Origin of the sequence: Gallaecimonas pentaromativorans (genome assembly GCF_003751625.1) — a bacterium.
GTDB lineage: Bacteria > Pseudomonadota > Gammaproteobacteria > Enterobacterales > Gallaecimonadaceae > Gallaecimonas > Gallaecimonas pentaromativorans.
Genome location: NZ_RJUL01000004.1, coordinates 63,318 through 78,806 on the forward strand (window position 1 = coordinate 63,318; position 15,489 = coordinate 78,806).

17 protein-coding genes and 1 other annotated feature are annotated in these 15,489 nt (G+C 57.9%); of the genes, 10 read left to right on the forward strand and 7 right to left on the reverse strand.

Annotated elements, in window-relative coordinates; translation table 11 throughout:
• Window positions 1-144: 144 nt before the first annotated feature.
• Window positions 145-1,329: an amino acid aminotransferase gene (locus tag EDC28_RS08315; RefSeq protein WP_123421292.1), complete on the reverse strand. Its 1,185-nt coding sequence runs from the start codon at window positions 1,327-1,329 to the stop codon at window positions 145-147.
• Between the two features lie 130 nt (window positions 1,330-1,459).
• Between EDC28_RS08315 and rsuA the strand changes: the two genes are divergently transcribed.
• A complete protein-coding gene (gene rsuA / locus EDC28_RS08320) occupies window positions 1,460-2,152 on the forward strand; it encodes a 16S rRNA pseudouridine(516) synthase RsuA (protein ID WP_123421293.1) in 693 nt (230 codons plus the stop codon).
• On the opposite strand, the gene EDC28_RS08325 is transcribed toward rsuA, so the two are convergent.
• A complete protein-coding gene (locus EDC28_RS08325; RefSeq protein ID WP_211355726.1) occupies window positions 2,149-2,685 on the reverse strand; it encodes a DUF5655 domain-containing protein in 537 nt (178 codons plus the stop codon). The genes rsuA and EDC28_RS08325 overlap by 4 nt on opposite strands.
• A gap of 103 nt (window positions 2,686-2,788) precedes the next feature.
• Here EDC28_RS08325 and EDC28_RS08330 point away from each other — a divergent pair, with 103 nt between their 5' ends.
• The gene (locus tag EDC28_RS08330) at window positions 2,789-3,625 is read left to right on the forward strand and encodes a 23S rRNA (adenine(2030)-N(6))-methyltransferase RlmJ (RefSeq protein WP_123421295.1); all 837 of its coding nucleotides are present in this window, start codon (window positions 2,789-2,791) and stop codon (window positions 3,623-3,625) included.
• On the opposite strand, the gene EDC28_RS08335 is transcribed toward EDC28_RS08330, so the two are convergent.
• Window positions 3,626-3,826, reverse strand: a complete 201-nt coding sequence (locus EDC28_RS08335; protein ID WP_050658082.1) for a zinc ribbon domain-containing protein — start codon at window positions 3,824-3,826, stop codon at window positions 3,626-3,628. It lies immediately after the preceding gene.
• A 137-nt stretch (window positions 3,827-3,963) separates the two neighbouring features.
• Here EDC28_RS08335 and EDC28_RS08340 point away from each other — a divergent pair, with 137 nt between their 5' ends.
• Window positions 3,964-4,500, forward strand: a complete 537-nt coding sequence (locus EDC28_RS08340) for a hypothetical protein (protein WP_123421296.1) — start codon at window positions 3,964-3,966, stop codon at window positions 4,498-4,500.
• On the opposite strand, the gene EDC28_RS08345 is transcribed toward EDC28_RS08340, so the two are convergent.
• From EDC28_RS08345 to EDC28_RS08355, 3 genes are read right to left on the reverse strand one after another with little or no spacing between them, the layout of a single operon-like run.
• On the reverse strand, window positions 4,494-5,369 hold the full coding sequence (locus EDC28_RS08345; protein ID WP_123421297.1) for a fructosamine kinase family protein: 876 nt from the start codon (window positions 5,367-5,369) through the stop codon (window positions 4,494-4,496). The genes EDC28_RS08340 and EDC28_RS08345 overlap by 7 nt on opposite strands.
• Before the next feature lie 58 nt (window positions 5,370-5,427).
• Window positions 5,428-6,162 carry an START domain-containing protein gene (locus EDC28_RS08350; RefSeq protein ID WP_148049823.1) on the reverse strand — a complete coding sequence of 245 codons (735 nt, stop codon included), beginning with the start codon at window positions 6,160-6,162 and terminating at the stop codon, window positions 5,428-5,430.
• The gene (locus EDC28_RS08355) at window positions 6,074-7,423 is read right to left on the reverse strand and encodes a M20/M25/M40 family metallo-hydrolase (RefSeq protein WP_123421299.1); all 1,350 of its coding nucleotides are present in this window, start codon (window positions 7,421-7,423) and stop codon (window positions 6,074-6,076) included. The genes EDC28_RS08350 and EDC28_RS08355 overlap by 89 nt, the downstream gene beginning before the upstream one ends.
• 270 nt (window positions 7,424-7,693) lie before the next feature.
• Here EDC28_RS08355 and thrS point away from each other — a divergent pair, with 270 nt between their 5' ends.
• The 7 genes from thrS (at window position 7,694) to ihfA (ending at window position 14,669) form a co-directional block, all read left to right on the forward strand.
• Window positions 7,694-9,622, forward strand: coding sequence for a threonine--tRNA ligase (thrS, locus tag EDC28_RS08360; RefSeq protein WP_123421300.1), 1,929 nt, complete (start codon window positions 7,694-7,696; stop codon window positions 9,620-9,622).
• Window positions 9,623-9,625: 3 nt separating this feature from the next.
• The gene (gene infC / locus EDC28_RS08365; protein WP_050658088.1) at window positions 9,626-10,171 is read left to right on the forward strand and encodes a translation initiation factor IF-3; all 546 of its coding nucleotides are present in this window, start codon (window positions 9,626-9,628) and stop codon (window positions 10,169-10,171) included.
• A 78-nt stretch (window positions 10,172-10,249) separates the two neighbouring features.
• Entirely contained in the window at window positions 10,250-10,447 is a 198-nt protein-coding gene (gene rpmI / locus EDC28_RS08370; RefSeq protein WP_050658089.1) for a 50S ribosomal protein L35, read from the forward strand.
• 13 nt (window positions 10,448-10,460) lie between these two features.
• Window positions 10,461-10,814, forward strand: a complete 354-nt coding sequence (rplT, locus tag EDC28_RS08375; protein ID WP_050658090.1) for a 50S ribosomal protein L20 — start codon at window positions 10,461-10,463, stop codon at window positions 10,812-10,814.
• A gap of 44 nt (window positions 10,815-10,858) precedes the next feature.
• Window positions 10,859-10,980 (forward strand) — a sequence feature (Phe leader region).
• 17 nt (window positions 10,981-10,997) lie between these two features.
• Complete coding sequence (gene pheS, locus EDC28_RS08380) at window positions 10,998-11,981, forward strand: phenylalanine--tRNA ligase subunit alpha (RefSeq protein WP_050658091.1); 984 nt, start codon at window positions 10,998-11,000, stop codon at window positions 11,979-11,981.
• Between the two features lie 15 nt (window positions 11,982-11,996).
• Window positions 11,997-14,375 carry a phenylalanine--tRNA ligase subunit beta gene (gene pheT, locus EDC28_RS08385; RefSeq protein ID WP_123421301.1) on the forward strand — a complete coding sequence of 793 codons (2,379 nt, stop codon included), beginning with the start codon at window positions 11,997-11,999 and terminating at the stop codon, window positions 14,373-14,375.
• Between the two features lie 3 nt (window positions 14,376-14,378).
• Window positions 14,379-14,669: an integration host factor subunit alpha gene (gene ihfA / locus EDC28_RS08390; RefSeq protein WP_050658093.1), complete on the forward strand. Its 291-nt coding sequence runs from the start codon at window positions 14,379-14,381 to the stop codon at window positions 14,667-14,669.
• A 15-nt stretch (window positions 14,670-14,684) separates the two neighbouring features.
• Here ihfA and EDC28_RS08395 read toward each other — a convergent pair whose 3' ends face one another.
• Entirely contained in the window at window positions 14,685-15,413 is a 729-nt protein-coding gene (locus tag EDC28_RS08395) for a DUF1853 family protein (protein ID WP_211355727.1), read from the reverse strand.
• Between the last annotated feature and the right edge of the window lie 76 nt (window positions 15,414-15,489).

Consider the following 15,489-nt stretch of genomic DNA (forward strand, 5'->3'; position numbering starts at 1 on the left):
ACCCACGAGCCTTACTACCAGCTTCAAGACGAGGTAGTCAAAGAACTGCCCCTGGAGTTGGAAGAAGATGCTCATCTTTGCTAGATGCATTACGTGAAACAAAAAAGGCAACCCTCGGGTTGCCTTTTCTTTTTTATCAAAGACTTAGAGCACTTTGGTGATGGCGTCGGCCAAGTAATCCACGTTGCTGTGGTTGATGCCGGCCACGTTCATGCGGCTTGAATCCACCATGTATACGGAAAATTCGTCCTTGAGGCGATGCACTTGCTCTTTGCTGATCCCCAGGAACGAGAACATGCCGTATTGCTTGGTGATAAAGGAAAAGTCCTTTTTGTCCTGGCGGGCGTGGAGTTTATCCACCAGCAAGGAACGCAGCTCATGAATGCGGCCACGCATCTCGGCCAGCTCGGTTTTCCAGAGCTCGGTGAGCTCGGTTGAACCCAGCACGATATCGATGATGGCAGCGCCGTGGGCAGGCGGCATGGAGTAGATGCAGCGGGCCACGTTTTGGATAACGCTGGACAAAATCGCCACGCGGGTGCTGTTTTCGCCAACCAGGGTCAGGGCGCCGATCCGCTCGCGATACAGGCCAAAGTTTTTTGAGCCTGAGGTGGTGAGCAGGAATTCGGGCAGCGTCGCCGCCAGGGTGCGGGGCCCAAAGGCGTCTTCGTCGAGGCCATCGCCAAAGCCCTGGTAGGCCATATCGATAAGGGGAGTAAAGCCCTTTTCCTTAGCCAGTTCGGCAAAGGCCAGCCACTGCGCTTGGTTAAGGTCGGCGCCAGAGGGGTTGTGACAGCAGGCGTGTAGCAGCACCACATCGCCTTTGGGCACCGACTGCAGGGCATCCATCATGCCGGCAAAGTCGACGCTGGAATTGTCCTTGTCAAAATAACGGTAGGATTTGACTTGGATGCCGGCGGCGTTAAAGAGGGCATTGTGGTTGGCCCAGGTCGGGTCTGTTACCCAGATGGTGGCGCCGGGGTTACAGCGTTTGATGAACTCGGCGGCCATGCGCAGCGCGCCGGTACCGCCCGGGGTGGATACGGTGCACTGGCGCGCCAGTACCGGGTTGCCTTCGCCAAAGACCAGCTTGGCCAGTTTGTCGTTAAAGCCGGCGTCTCCTGCAGAGCCAATGTAGGTCTTGGTGGTTTCGGTCTCAATGCGTTGGCGCTGGGCCAGGGCGACCGATTTGAGAATGGGGGTTTCACCCGTCTCGGTTTTATACACACCAACACCGAGATCCACCTTGCTGGGGTTTTCATCGTTTTTATAGGCGATGGAAAGGCCAAGGATTGGGTCGGCGGGCACAGCTTGCAGGCTTTCAAACATGGTCGGTTGTTCCAAAAGGGTGGGCGAGAAATCGTTTCCCCTAGCCTAAGCCAAATAGCGGCCAAGGTTAAGTGGGTTAAGGCGGCAAATGTGGCTAGAATAGTGCACTTTTTCTCAAGGGCGAGACTCAATGCGTCTGGATAAATTTCTTGCCGACAATTCCCTTTACTCCCGTGCTCAAATCAAACGGTTGATGCACCGGGAAGAAGTCACCGTAAACGGCGAGGTAGTCAAGGACCCCGGCTTTAAGGTGACCGATACCGATGAGGTGATGTTGGAAGGCGAAGCCATGCGGGCGGTTGGCCTGCGTTATTTTATGCTGCACAAACCCAAGGGGTATGTGTGCTCCACCGACGATCCTGAGCACAGCTCGGTGTTGGCTTTGCTGGATGACAAAGAGCGTTTTGGGCTGCACATGGCTGGCCGCTTGGATCTTGACACCACCGGGCTGGTGCTGCTCACCGACGACGGCCAGTGGTCGCACCGGGTGACCAGCCCCAAACACGACTGCGCCAAGCGCTACCGGGTTTGGCTTGACGATCCCCTGATTGACGATGCCGAGCAGCGCTTTGAAGAAGGCGTGCAGCTAAGGGGCGAGCGGCATTTGACCAAACCGGCGACCCTCGAGCGCGTGAGCGAGACCGAAGTGCTGCTGACCATCAGCGAAGGTAAGTACCATCAGGTCAAACGGATGTTTGCCGCCCTGGACAACAAAGTGGTGGATCTGCACCGCGAAGCCATCGGCCCCTTGGAGCTCGATGCCAGCCTTGGCGAGGGGGAATACCGGCCGCTCACCGCCGAAGAGGTGGCGCTACTCGGTTAACGGGCCAGCTCAAAGGCGAGGCTGAGCTTTTCGGCCAAGCTGTCGTCGAGCTCGGCCGTCGATATCAGGCGGACCTTGTGGGTAATGCGGTCTTTTTTGGCAAGGACGCCGCTATCGACAAAGCGCTCATCAAAGGGTTGGCCCTTCCCCAGGGCCAGCCCCAACTCAAGTTGCCGGTTCCCGGCGGTTTTAACAGTGGCAAAAACCTTGTTGTGATAGGCCGCCACCTGGGTTTTGGCCGGGCAAAGCTTTACCTCGTCCGACAAGGACAGCAATAAATCCTCCACCGCATCATAAAGGGGCCTCAAGGCCGCCTTGCCGCCGCTGTATTGGGCATCGACCAAACGCGGCGCTTCAAGAAGATAGTGCTCTTCGTCGGTGCTGTGGCTATCGAGGATAAGGGCAATGGTCGCCCCGCCAAGGCCATACTCGTCTTTGAGCCAGGCCTTGGCGTCCTTGGGCGCTTCGGCGGCCACCAGGGCGCGCCAGTCTTCCAGTTCCCGGCCAGTGGTGGCCGCCAGGTTCTGGGCCATGGCCTGCGCGTGCTTAATGGCGGGGTGAAGATGATACATGCTTAGGTGATCTCAAAAGGCCATGGCTTTAGAATGCCCGTACCCATTCTTTTAGACCAGTGCCATGCTCAGCTATCGCCACGCCTTTCATGCCGGCAATTACGCCGACGTTCTCAAACATGCCGTTATTGCCTTTGTGCTCGATTACCTAAAGCAAAAGGACAAGCCTTTTTATGTGCACGACACCCACGCCGGTGCCGGCCGCTACCTGCTGAGCGATGCCAAGGCCCAGAAAACCGGGGAATTTAAAGACGGCATTGCCAAGGTACTGGCCGCCGCCGATGCTCCGGCGGCCCTGGCGCCCTACCTGGAGGTGGTGCGCGCCATGAACAAGGGCGAGCTGCTGCATTACCCGGGCTCGCCCTTTTTGACGCGCGAGCTGCTGCGAGACCACGACCGCCTGTTTCTAACCGAGCTGCACCCGGCAGACATGGCGCTATTGGAGCAGCTCTTTGCCAGAGACCGCCAGGTGAGGGTAGAAAAGGCCGACGCCTACGAGACCCTGGTGGCAAAGATGCCGCCCAAGGAAAAGCGCGGACTAGTGGTCATCGACCCGCCCTATGAGCTCAAAGAAGACTACCAAGCGGTGGTGCACGCCATCAGCGACGCTCACCGGCGCTTTGCCACCGGCACCTATGTGCTTTGGTACCCGGTGGTAGAACGCGCCCGGGTTGAGGCAATGATGGCGGCGTTCAAGGCCACTGGCATTAAAAAGCAGCTGCGTATCGAGCAGGGCCTGCTGCCAGATACCGATCAGCACGGCATGACCTCTGCCGGCCTGTTGGTGATCAACCCGCCCTGGACTCTCAAGGCCGCCATGGACGAAACCTTGCCCTGGCTGGACAAGGTGCTGGCCAAAGGGGCAGGGCAGTATCGGTGCGAGTGGCTGGTGGAGGAGTGATCAATAAAGCTGCTCGTCGTCGCCGTCTACCTGGACGTTGAGCTGGCCGTCTAAGTCTTCGGTCACCTGGATATGAATGGGGCTGCAACAGTTGGCGCAGTCTTCGATGAAATCCTGGCCGACATCATCCGGCTCTAGGGTGATAAAGGTGTGGTGGCCGCAGGTGGGGCATTCAACCCGCCATTGCCTGACTTTATCCATGACGCCTCCAAAAGCGTGGCGATGACTGTCAGTATGGCATTGGGCCAGCAGGTTTACGTTTATTTACCCGCTATTGTTCGAGTTGGTTTAGGTGCATGGGGCATACTTGAACTGTGACGTAAATGAGGAACTTTCCCATGAAAAAGACCCTGATCACCGGCATTGCTGCCCTTAGCATGATCCTGGTACCGACCCTGGCTGAGGCTCATGACGGCCACTACGATGGTCATTATGGTGGTCACGGTGGTCCAGGTCGGGTCATCGTGGTGAAACCGGGTTACCATCACTACGGCCCGCCGCCGGCTCGTCGCTATTATCACCACGGTAATGCCCTGGCCGGTATTGCTACCTTCGCGGTCTTTGCCGGTATCACCTATGCCATCGTCAACAACGCCTATTATCGCCAGCAAGGGGACCGCTACGTTTATGTCGATACCCCGCCGGCCGGTAGCTACCGGGTGGTTAACCAACCTGGCACTACGACTACGGTAACAACCACCACCACTTCCGTTGCCCGTGGCGAGGGTCTGAGCCCCGGCACTGTGGTGGACGAAATTGTCGGGTCCACCAAGAAGGTGGCTTATGAAGGGCGGCTTTATTACATCGCCGATGGGATCTGGTATCTGCCGGTCGATGGCGGCAGCCAATTCGTGGTGGTGCAGCCTCGTTACTGATGGTGGTAGAGGTTCAGCAGGGCGCTGGCGCTCTGCTGGGCTTGCTGCCAGTAATGCTCGCCAAAGAGGTTGGCGTGGTTGAGCAGGTGGTAGAGGTTGTAAAGCTCTCGCCGGCTTTCGTAGTTTTCATCCAGCGCCAGGGTATCGTCGTACGCGGCGTAAAAGTCCGGGTCAAAGCGGCCAAATAGCTCGGTCATGGCGATATCTGCCTCCCTGTCCCCGTAGTAACAGGCCGGATCGTAAAACACCGGTTGATCGTTTATAAACCCAATGTTACCTCGCCAGAGATCACCATGGAGCAGGCTCGGCGTCGGCTGATGATGCTTTAACAGCCGGCAGGCACAATCGAGCAGCGCCTCTTGCTGAGGCAATATCAACCCTTTCTCCGCCAGCATCCCCAACTGGAACGACAAGCGCTGCTCGCAAAAAAAGCGGTGCCAATGCTTATGCCAGGCGTTGGGTTGGGGGCTGTTACCGATGAAATTGTCCTCGTCAAAGCCGTACATGGCTTGGTCCTGGCGCTGGTGCAGGGCGGCAAGCCCTTCGCCAAGGCGCTGCCAGCCCAGGCAACTGGGGGCGGCAAAGTCGAGATATTCAAGGACCAGATAGGCAAAACCCCGGGTGGCGCCCACGCACACCACTTCGGGGCTGCGCAGCGGGCCAAAACGGGACAGCTCGCCAAGGCCAAAGGCCTCTGCCTGTAGCTGCTCGAGGTGGCACGACTCGCTTATCTTGACGAACAGGCTCAGACGCCCATCGCCCACCACGTAGCTTTGCCAGCGCGGCCCGGTTTGATGCAGGCGCCGCTCAGACAAGACAAAAGGCCTGCCGATAAAGGCCGAGATCTCTTCTTGCAAGGCATGCCACATGGTCGTTCTCCTGCCGCAATCGCTGGTGATAAGCGTAGCCGCAAATACTCTGGCAGGCTCAGCGTTCGCTGCGGGTACGGGTGGCCGGAGGTTCCTTGATAAAGGGGTATTGGCTGTCCTGGTATTTCAGCTCGGTAATGCGATTGCAAAGCCCGGCCAGGGTTTTGGCCGTTGAGCTGACACTGAGCTTGTTGACCAGCCAATCGGGCAGCCAGCCTGCCGGATCGGCGCTACCGGTGTAACGAATTTCGGTCAGCCCCTGGCCTAAGGGCGCCAGGCGCCACTGCCCCGACACCCCGTGCATGCGCACATAGCCTTTAAGTTGCGGGTAGCGCTCGGCGGCGTCTTTGATATCAAGATACAGCGTGAAGTCAGGGTCTTGGCGCCAGGCAGAGAGGGTGACCGCGTCGCGGTTTCTGGCCGGCCAGGGCAAATGAAAGCGGGTATGGATAACGTCTTCGGTGGTGGACGGTTTGTCGAGGCGTTTTACCGCCTCGACATGGGCCATCCATTGGGGCACGGCTTCAAGATCGTTCATCACCGCCGCAAAGGCCGAAAGCCGAGTGACTACTTGGCACTGGGCTCGCACCCTCACCAGGCCATCGCGACCTTGTTCTGTCCACAGCTTGACCCCGTTTCGCTCCGGCTGAGCCTGCCATTGACCAAAGGCGAGGGTAGGGGCCAGTATCAGCCCCCACAGCAGTTTAGAAAGCGCCGGCTGCCCCCGGGAAGACCACCGGGCTTTCGGTGCCGTCTTTGGCAACGGCGGCAACGCCGAAGAAGTAATTGTCAATGACCACTCCTTTGAGGGTGTAACTGTCTGTATTTCCAACGTAACGACTGTGCGTCCAAGTCGGTTCGGTGGTCAAGCGCCAATACACCTTATACCCCGCCAGTTGTTTATCCTTACCGGCTTGCCAGCTCAGGGTGGTATCCGGGCTGACCGCACCTTTGATGGTGACACCCGCTGGCGCCGTGGGTGCCCAGGCCATGGAGGCGAGAGTAATGGCATCAAGCGCCGCCACCTTGCGGGCGTAGTCAAAATCCACCCCGGTCAGCACGTCGCCATAGGCCACACCGTTCTCGGTGCGAAGGTCCTGGTGCTGGCGGTTGTAGTTTTCGTGGGTTTCCATCAGCCGTACTCCGGGATAACCGGCGTCATTAAAGGGGCTGTGGTGGCCGCCACGGCCGAAGCGGTCGAGGCGATAAACCATCATCACGTCCAGCATCGGCAGATACTGGTGAGCCAAGGCTTTGATGTAGCGGCCCAGGTTGCGGGAGGGGGAGTCCAGCTCTCCGCCGGTAAAACGTCGGGTGCGGGCCTCGGTGGCGGTTTCAACCGCGCGGGTTCCCTCGGAGAATACCCGTACCGTGTGGTTATCTTTGATGCCGTCGATGCCTTCGGTGTTGCCAATCATGTCGTTGTTGATCACCGCATCGATGTTCCAGCCCTGCTCGCGAGCGTATTTGGCGAGGATCTTGCCGCCAAAAAGCCCTTGCTCCTCGGCTGAGAGGGCGGAAAAGACGATGGTGCCGGGAAAATCGTATTTAGTCAGTACCCGCGCCGATTCTAGGGTCGCTGCGATACCGGAGGCGTTGTCGTTGGCGCCGGGAGCGTCGGCGGTGGCGTTCATGACATCGGTCACTCGCGAGTCGATGTCCCCGGAAAGCAGCGCCATGCGTTTTTTATCCTCGCTGCCCCATTTGATGGCGATGACGTTGGTGATGAGGGTCGGGTTAGGAATACGTTTTTCACCGCTGACGGTATCGGATACCCGGATCACCTCCAGGCAGCCACCGCACTCTTTGCTGATGGCCTTGAACTGGGCTTCAATCCAGTCGGTGGCGGCGCCGATGCCGCGGGTTTTAGAGGTTTGGCTAGAAAGAGTGTGGCGGGTGCCAAAGCTGACCAGTTTGGTAACATCAGCCTTCATGCGCTCGGCAGACATGGCGGCGCCAATGTCGTACAACTCGGGTTTTTCTGCCGGCGGTACTGTCTGCGCCTGGGCAAGAAACGGCAGCAAGGTGGCGGCCAGCAGGGTCTTTTTGATCATGGTTATCTCCTGTTGTCAGTGTCTCTAAGCTAACAGCGACAACGGGCCAGGCCAGTGCTCTGCGCCGGTGCGCCTTGTTGATGCGACCAAAGGGCGGGGTCATTGGCGTTGCACCGGGCCGACCAACACCGCTATTATTGCGTCTCTTTTGGTCAGGGCGGGGTTCCCGCTGCCGAAGCGCCCTTGGTTTGGGTGGTAAGCAACTGACGTTTCACGATTTTGACTATCAAGTGGCCCTTGGTACGGGTCACCACTGACAAGGACATTCCCATGCCTGCTATTACCCTGCCAGACGGTTCCGTTCGTCACTTTGATAACCCTGTTTCCATCATGGATGTGGCGCTGGACATTGGTCCTGGCCTGGCCAAAGCCACCATTGCCGGCCGTGTCAACGGCGAGCTGATGGACGCCAGCGACCTCATCGAAAACGACGCAACCCTGGCCATCATCACCGCCAAGAATGACGAAGGTCTTGAGATCCTTCGCCACTCCTGTGCCCACCTGTTAGGTCATGCCATCAAGCAGCTGTGGCCGCAGACCAAAATGGCTATAGGCCCGGTGATCGATAACGGCTTTTATTATGACGTTGACTTGGATTTCCCCCTGACGCAGGAGCATATCGAGCAGCTTGAAGCCCGTATGCACGAACTGGCGGAAAAAGACTACGACGTCATCAAGAAAAAAGTGAGCTGGCAGGAAGCACGGGACACCTTCGAGGCCCGTGGTGAAAGCTACAAAATGGCCATTCTGGACGAAAACATCAGCCACGATGATCGCCCCGGCCTGTACCACCACGAAGAATATGTCGATATGTGCCGCGGCCCGCACGTACCGAACATGAAGTTTTGCCATTACTTCAAACTGATGAAGGTCTCTGGCGCCTACTGGCGTGGCGATGCCAAAAACAAGATGCTGCAACGCATCTACGGCACCGCCTGGGCCGATAAAAAGGCCTTGAACAGCTATTTGGTGCAGTTGGCTGAAGCCGAAAAACGCGACCACCGCAAAATCGGCAAGCAACTGGACTTGTTCCACTTCCAAGAAGAAGCGCCGGGCATGGTGTTCTGGCACAACGACGGCTGGATAATCTTCCGTCAACTCGAGACCTTTATCCGCGAAAAGCTGCGCGAATTTGACTATCAAGAAGTCAAAGGTCCCTTGATGATGGACCGGGTGCTGTGGGAGAAATCCGGGCACTGGGAGAAATATGGCGACGCCATGTTTACCACCAGCTCCGAAAACCGCGATTACGCCATCAAGCCCATGAACTGCCCAGGCCATGTGCAGATCTTCAATCAGGGCCTCAAATCCTACCGCGACCTGCCGCTGCGCATGGCCGAGTTTGGCTCTTGCCACCGCAACGAGCCGAGCGGCGCGCTCCATGGCCTGATGCGGGTGCGCGGTTTTACCCAGGATGACGCCCACATCTTCTGTACCGATGACCAAATCCAAGCGGAAGTGGCCAGCTGTATCGACATGGTTTACAGCACCTATGCCACCTTTGGCTTTGAAAACATCAAGGTCAAACTCTCTACCCGTCCCGAGCAGCGCATCGGCTCCGATGCCATCTGGGATAAGGCAGAACAGGGCCTGGCCGAAGCGCTGAGCGCCAAAGGTATCGAATACGACCTGCAACCCGGTGAAGGGGCCTTTTACGGGCCGAAAATCGAGTTCACCCTGCATGATTGTCTGAACCGTGCCTGGCAATGTGGTACTGTGCAGCTCGACTTTGCTCTGCCGGGCCGTTTGGGCGCCAGTTTTGTGGCCGAAGACAACGACCGCAAGGTGCCGGTGATGATCCACCGTGCCATCCTGGGGTCCTTGGAGCGTTTCATCGGTATTCTTATCGAGGAATACGCTGGATTCTTCCCGGCATGGCTGTCGCCGACCCAGGCAGTGGTGATGAATATCACCGATGCCCAGGCCGATTACGTGCAAGATGTGGTAAAAACCCTTGAAAGCGCGGGCATTCGTGCGAAAGCCGACTTGAGAAACGAGAAGATTGGCTTTAAAATCCGCGAGCACACGCTTAAGCGCGTCCCGTACCTGCTGGTAGTAGGTGACAAAGAGCGGGAAGCAGGCGAAATCGCCGTCCGTACGCGCAAAGGACAAGATCTCGGCAAATTCAAGCTGGAAGACTTTATAAGCCAGCTGCAAGGCGAAATTGCCAGCCGAGGCAAACAAACCGTGGAGGAATAACGTATTAAAGGCGGAAGACGGGGCCCATTGGTCCAGCAGAAACCGAAACACCGTATCAACGACCTGATCCGTATCCCTGAAGTACGCCTTATTGGCGCAGAAGGTGAGCAGCTCGGTGTCGTTAAAATCCAGGATGCCCTGGCCCAGGCTGAAGCAGCCCAAATGGACCTCGTAGAGATCAGCCCTAACGCTGAACCGCCGGTCTGCCAGATCATGGATTACGGTAAGTTCCTCTACGAGAAACAAAAAAGCGCAAAAGAACAAAAGAAAAAGCAAAAACAGATCCAGGTGAAGGAAATCAAATTCCGCCCTGGCACAGATGAAGGCGACTACCAGGTAAAACTGCGCAACCTGGTTCGCTTTCTGGAAGACGGTGACAAAGCCAAAATCACCCTGCGGTTCCGTGGTCGTGAAATGGCGCACCAAGAGCTTGGTCGAGACCTGCTTGAGCGGATCAAGGCTGACCTCGAAGAGCTGTCTGTTGTTGAGTCTTTCCCGAAAATGGAAGGCCGCCAGATGGTGATGGTGCTGGCACCCAAAAAGAAATAATCAGGCGCCCACAAGTAACGGGTCAGTTCGGCCCGTTCGCCCTGGTTGTTGGTTGTTAACAATGCGGAGTTATTCGTAATGGCTAAAATGAAGACCCATCGTGGTGCTGCCAAGCGGTTCAAAAAAACCGCGTCTGGTGGCTATAAGTTCAAGCAGTCTCACCTGCGCCACATCTTGACCAAAAAATCCTCCAAGCGTAAGCGTCAGCTGCGCGATACCCATCAGGTTGCCGCTGCGGACAAGCCGCTGGTCGACCGTATGCTGCCTAATCTGTAAGGGGATTTGAGAGATGCCAAGAGTTAAACGTGGTGTAACTGCCCGCGCTCGTCACAAGAAGGTAATGAAGGCCGCCAAAGGTTACTATGGCGCCCGTAGCCGTGTTTATCGCGTTGCCTTCCAGGCCGTGATCAAAGCCGGTCAATACGCTTACCGTGACCGTCGTGCTAAGAAACGTCAGTTCCGTCAGCTGTGGATTGCCCGTATCAACGCGGCTTCCCGTCAGAACGGTCTGTCCTACAGCCGTCTGATCAACGGTCTGAAGAAAGCTTCCGTGGAAATCGATCGTAAGATTTTGTCTGACATCGCTGTACACGACAAAGCCGCCTTCACTGCTCTGGTTGAAAAAGCCAAAGCAGCACTGTAAGACGGAGGGGGGCTCCGGCCCCCCTTTTTTGCAAAAAGAGACCACCCCATGCCAACACTGTTTTTCTTTAGCTTCTTCTTTACTTCCTGACATTCAGGAGGCCTTACCTTGGTGAAGAAGAAGCTAAAGGAAACCCAAGGCCTCCCCGTCGGGAGGCTTTTTTGTTTGTGATACGAGGACGCCATGCAACATCTTGACGAGATCGTCAGCCAGGCCAAGGCAGCCATCGACGCTGCCGCGGACATGGCGGCACTGGATGCCATCCGGGTCGATTACCTGGGTAAAAAAGGCTTGCTCACCCTGCAGATGCAATCACTGCGTGACCTGAGCCCGGAAGAGCGCCCCAAGGCCGGCGCCGTGATCAACCAGGCCAAAGAGGCGGTTCAGGAAGTACTGAACGCCAAGAAGAATGCCATGATGGAAGCCGAGCTTAACGCCAAGCTGGCTGCCGAGCAGGTGGATGTCACCCTGCCTGGCCGTCGCCAGGCGCTGGGCGGCCTGCACCCGGTGACTCGCACCATAGAGCGTATCGAGAGCTTCTTCGGTGAGCTGGGCTTTGCGGTCAAAGAAGGTCCGGAAATTGAAGATGCTTTTCATAACTTCGACGCCCTGAACATCCCGGCCCATCACCCGGCCCGAGCGGACCACGACACCTTCTATTTCACCCCCGACATGCTGCTGCGCACCCAAACCTCCGGCGTGCAAATTCGCACCATGGAAGTGGAAAAACCGCCGCTTCGCATCATCTCTCCTGGCCGCGTCTACCGTAACGACTACGACCAGACCCACACCCCCATGTTCCACCAGGTCGAAGGCCTGCTGGTTGACGAGAACATCTCCTTTGCCGATCTCAAAGGCATTCTTCATGACTTCCTGCAGAACTTCTTTGAAGAAGACTTGGAAGTGCGTTTTCGTCCGAGCTTCTTCCCCTTCACCGAGCCCTCTGCCGAGGTGGACGTGAAAGGCAAGAACGGCAAGTGGCTGGAAGTGCTGGGCTGCGGCATGGTGCACCCTAACGTGCTCAAGGCGGTGGGTATCGACCCGGAAAAATACACCGGCTTTGCCTTCGGTATGGGCGTGGAACGCCTGACAATGCTGCGCTACGGCGTTAACGACCTGCGGGCGTTCTTCGAGAACGACGTACGTTTCTTGAAGCAGTTCAACTAAGGCAGGGAGTGAGTCATGAAATTTTCTGAAAACTGGCTGCGCCAATGGGTAAGCCCCGCTATTGATACCCAGGCCTTGTCCGAGCAATTGTCCATGGCCGGCCTGGAAGTGGACGGCATCGAGCCGGTCGCCGGCACCTTCCACACCGTAGTGGTAGGGGAAGTGGTGGAATGTGCCCAGCACCCCGACGCCGACAAACTGCGCGTTACCAAGGTCAACGTCGGTGAAGACGAGCTGCTGGACATCGTCTGCGGCGCGCCCAACTGCCGAGCGGGCTTGAAAGTGGCCGTCGCCAAAGTGGGCGCCGAACTGCCCGGCGACTTTAAAATCAAGAAAGCCAAGCTGCGCGGCCAGCCGTCCCACGGCATGCTCTGCTCCTTCACCGAGCTGGGCATCGATATCGAAGCCGACGGCATCATCGAGCTACCGGCGGACGCCGTTGTCGGCACCGATATCCGCGATTACCTGGCGCTCAACGACAGCATCATCGAAGTGGACCTGACCCCCAACCGCGCCGACTGCCTGGGCGTGCTGGGCCTGGCCCGGGAAGTAGGGGTACTCAATAACCTCGACGTCACCAATGAGCCCTGCGCGCCTGTTGCCGCCACCATCGACGATAAGCTCGCCATCAGCCTCAAGGCCCCCGATGCCTGTCCGCGCTACTTGGGCCGGGTGATCAAGGGTGTGGATCTGTCTCGCCCCAGCCCCCTGTGGCTGACCGAGCGGCTGCGCCGCAGCGGCATTCGCAGCATCGATGCGGTGGTGGATGTCACCAACTACGTGCTGATTGAGCTCGGCCACCCCATGCACGCCTTCGACTTGGCCAAGCTGGACGGCGCCATCCAGGTGCGTCTGGCCGAGAAGGGTGAAAAGCTGGTGCTGCTGGACGAGTCCGAAGTGGAGCTGGCCGATAACACTCTGGTGATAGCCGACGCCACCAAAGCCCTGGCCATGGCCGGTGTCTTTGGCGGCCTGCACTCCGGCGTGACCAGCGACAGTAAAGATATCTTCTTGGAAGCGGCCTTCTTTGCGCCTACCGCCATCGCCGGCCGTGCTCGCCAATACGGCCTGCACACCGACGCCTCCCACCGCTACGAGCGCGGCGTCGACCCGCAGCTGACCCATAAAGCCATGGAGCGTGCCACCGCACTGCTGCTGGACATCGTTGGCGGCCAAGCTGGCCCTGTGGTGGAAGCGGTAGCAGAGGCGCATCTGCCCAAAGGCGCGCAAATCGTGCTGCGCAAGGCCCGCCTGGCCAAGGTGCTGGGCGCCAATATCAGCGATGACAAAGTCACCGAGATCCTGACCCGCCTGGGCACAGAGCCGGCCTTTGACGGCAGCCAGTGGACAGTGACGGCGCCGAGCTACCGCTTTGACATGGCCATTGAAGAAGATCTCATCGAAGAAGTGGCCCGGGTCTTTGGCTACAACAACATTGCCAACAAGGCTCCCCAAGCCAAACTGGTGATGAGCCACCACCGCGAAGCGGAACTGAGCCTCAAGCGGGTGCGCTCCTTGCTGGTGGACTTGGGTTACCAAGAAGCCATTACCTACAGCTTTGTGGAGCCCAAAGCCCAGGCGGCGCTGTTCCCGGCTGAAGAAGTGCAAATCCTGCCGCACCCCATCTCGGTGGAAATGTCCGCCATGCGGGTTTCCTTGTGGCCGGGTTTGCTGCAAGCGGTGCTGCACAACCAGAACCGCCAGCAGGGCCGGGTGCGCTTTTTTGAAAGCGGCCTGCGCTTTATCACCTGCGATGGCGAGCTCAAGCAGCAGAAGATGCTGGCAGGGGTTATCACCGGCAGCGCCTATGGCGAACATTGGACCCTGGAGCAGCGCGGCAGCGACTTTTTCGACCTTAAAGGCGATTTGGAGCAGCTGTTGTCACTGACCGCGGCCCTTGACGAGTTCCGTTTTGAGCGCAGCAGCCTCGATGCCCTGCATCCGGGCCAAAGTGCCCAGATCGTGCGTAATGGCGAGATGGTTGGCCACTTCGGCGTGCTGCACCCGGCCGCCGCCAAGGCCCTTGGCCTCAAGTCCCAACCCTTGGTCTTTGAATTGCAATGGGAATTGCTCGGTGAGCGCCGGATCCCCGATGCCAAGCCGGTTTCCCGTTTCCCTGCCAACCGCCGCGACTTGGCTGTGGTGGTGAAAAATGAGGTGGCAGCGGGAGAAATTCTCGAGGTTTTGCAAAAAATTGGCGGAAAACAAGTAGTTGACGTAAACTTGTTTGACCTGTACGACGGTAAGGGCGTTGCCGATGGCCATAAGAGCTTGGCTGTCAGCCTGACGCTACAGGACACAACGCGTACCCTTGAAGACGGCGAAATCGCCGATGTAGTCTCCAAGGTGGTTGACGCGCTGAAAAGCCAGTTTAATGCATCCTTGAGGGAGTGATCTATGGCGCTGACCAAGGCAGAAATGGCCGAGCACCTCTTTACCAAGCTGGGGATCAACAAACGGGTAGCCAAGGATCTGGTGGAATCCTTTTTTGAGGAGATCCGCCAGGCACTGGAAAACGGGGAACAGGTCAAATTGTCCGGCTTCGGCAATTTTGAACTTCGGGACAAGAATCAGCGTCCCGGCCGTAACCCGAAGACCGGTGAGGATATTCCCATTTCTGCCCGGCGCGTGGTGACATTCCGCCCAGGCCAGAAACTCAAGAGCCGTGTGGAAGAGGTTCAAGAGTAACGAAAAGGAGAGCCATTATGGCTCTCCTTTTTCGTTATTGGGCCAACCTGCTGGCACCACCATATGCCTAAGGCCGCTGCAGCCGTCCTGCACCATGATGGGCGCCTGGCACTGGCCAGTAAACGCCGCTAACTCGCTACTGGGTGTGGTGGCAATCCACTGCCAGCGCGCCAATGCCCGCCAGTCTCCATCCGGCAGTTTTCCTGCCTCAAACCACTGACCTTGCTGATGCCCGGGCGCAAGCCAAGGGTAAGAGGGGCCGTCGCCAAAGAGTATGCCGTGGCTACAGAGCCTGGAGCGTGCCGGTTGCCAGCCTTTTGTTGCCAGCCAGGCTTGTGCTTCGGGCCTTGCCAGTAGCGGCAGTTGCCGGGTTTTAAGGTGTGCCGCTTTTTGCTCCAGCCAGTCCCGTTTGCCCGGCCCCAGCCAACCCGAAGCAAGCCCCAGGTAGAATTTTACGGTCAGTTCCCAATGTTCAATCTCGCCGCTGCGTAAATCTCTGACGATAAGGTCCGGCGCGCCAAGGGTGCGGCCTTGGGCGGTAATTTGGCAATCTTGCGCCAAGATCTGGTAGCGGCCGCTGCCGCTAAGAAGCGCGGCCACCAGTAACTCAAAGCGCTGGCCAAGTCTGGCAGTAGCCGCCAGCTGCTGGCCAAGGGCTGCCAAGTCTATTTGTCCGGGGGCGGGCAGTAAGGCGGTGTCGCCTATCTGTAGCAGGGCCGGTGTACTGGCAACCCAGTCAAGCATCTGCTGGACCTGCTGCGCTGAAAAGGGAGGTGAGCTTTGCATGGGGCGAGCTTACCAGAAAAAATTCTGACCAGCT

Bases quoted from the DNA above. Each gene is read 5' to 3' on its own strand.
- EDC28_RS08315 (WP_123421292.1), bottom strand. From the start codon at position 1,329: ATGTTTGAAAGCCTGCAAGCTGTGCCCGCCGACCCAATCCTTGGCCTT.
- rsuA (WP_123421293.1), top strand. From the start codon at position 1,460: ATGCGTCTGGATAAATTTCTTGCCGACAATTCCCTTTACTCCCGTGCT.
- EDC28_RS08325 (WP_211355726.1), bottom strand. From the start codon at position 2,685: ATGGCCCAGAACCTGGCGGCCACCACTGGCCGGGAACTGGAAGACTGG.
- EDC28_RS08330 (WP_123421295.1), top strand. From the start codon at position 2,789: ATGCTCAGCTATCGCCACGCCTTTCATGCCGGCAATTACGCCGACGTT.
- EDC28_RS08335 (WP_050658082.1), bottom strand. From the start codon at position 3,826: ATGGATAAAGTCAGGCAATGGCGGGTTGAATGCCCCACCTGCGGCCAC.
- EDC28_RS08340 (WP_123421296.1), top strand. From the start codon at position 3,964: ATGAAAAAGACCCTGATCACCGGCATTGCTGCCCTTAGCATGATCCTG.
- EDC28_RS08345 (WP_123421297.1), bottom strand. From the start codon at position 5,369: ATGTGGCATGCCTTGCAAGAAGAGATCTCGGCCTTTATCGGCAGGCCT.
- EDC28_RS08355 (WP_123421299.1), bottom strand. From the start codon at position 7,423: ATGATCAAAAAGACCCTGCTGGCCGCCACCTTGCTGCCGTTTCTTGCC.
- thrS (WP_123421300.1), top strand. From the start codon at position 7,694: ATGCCTGCTATTACCCTGCCAGACGGTTCCGTTCGTCACTTTGATAAC.
- rpmI (WP_050658089.1), top strand. From the start codon at position 10,250: ATGGCTAAAATGAAGACCCATCGTGGTGCTGCCAAGCGGTTCAAAAAA.
- rplT (WP_050658090.1), top strand. From the start codon at position 10,461: ATGCCAAGAGTTAAACGTGGTGTAACTGCCCGCGCTCGTCACAAGAAG.
- pheS (WP_050658091.1), top strand. From the start codon at position 10,998: ATGCAACATCTTGACGAGATCGTCAGCCAGGCCAAGGCAGCCATCGAC.
- pheT (WP_123421301.1), top strand. From the start codon at position 11,997: ATGAAATTTTCTGAAAACTGGCTGCGCCAATGGGTAAGCCCCGCTATT.
- ihfA (WP_050658093.1), top strand. From the start codon at position 14,379: ATGGCGCTGACCAAGGCAGAAATGGCCGAGCACCTCTTTACCAAGCTG.
- EDC28_RS08395 (WP_211355727.1), bottom strand. From the start codon at position 15,413: ATGCTTGACTGGGTTGCCAGTACACCGGCCCTGCTACAGATAGGCGAC.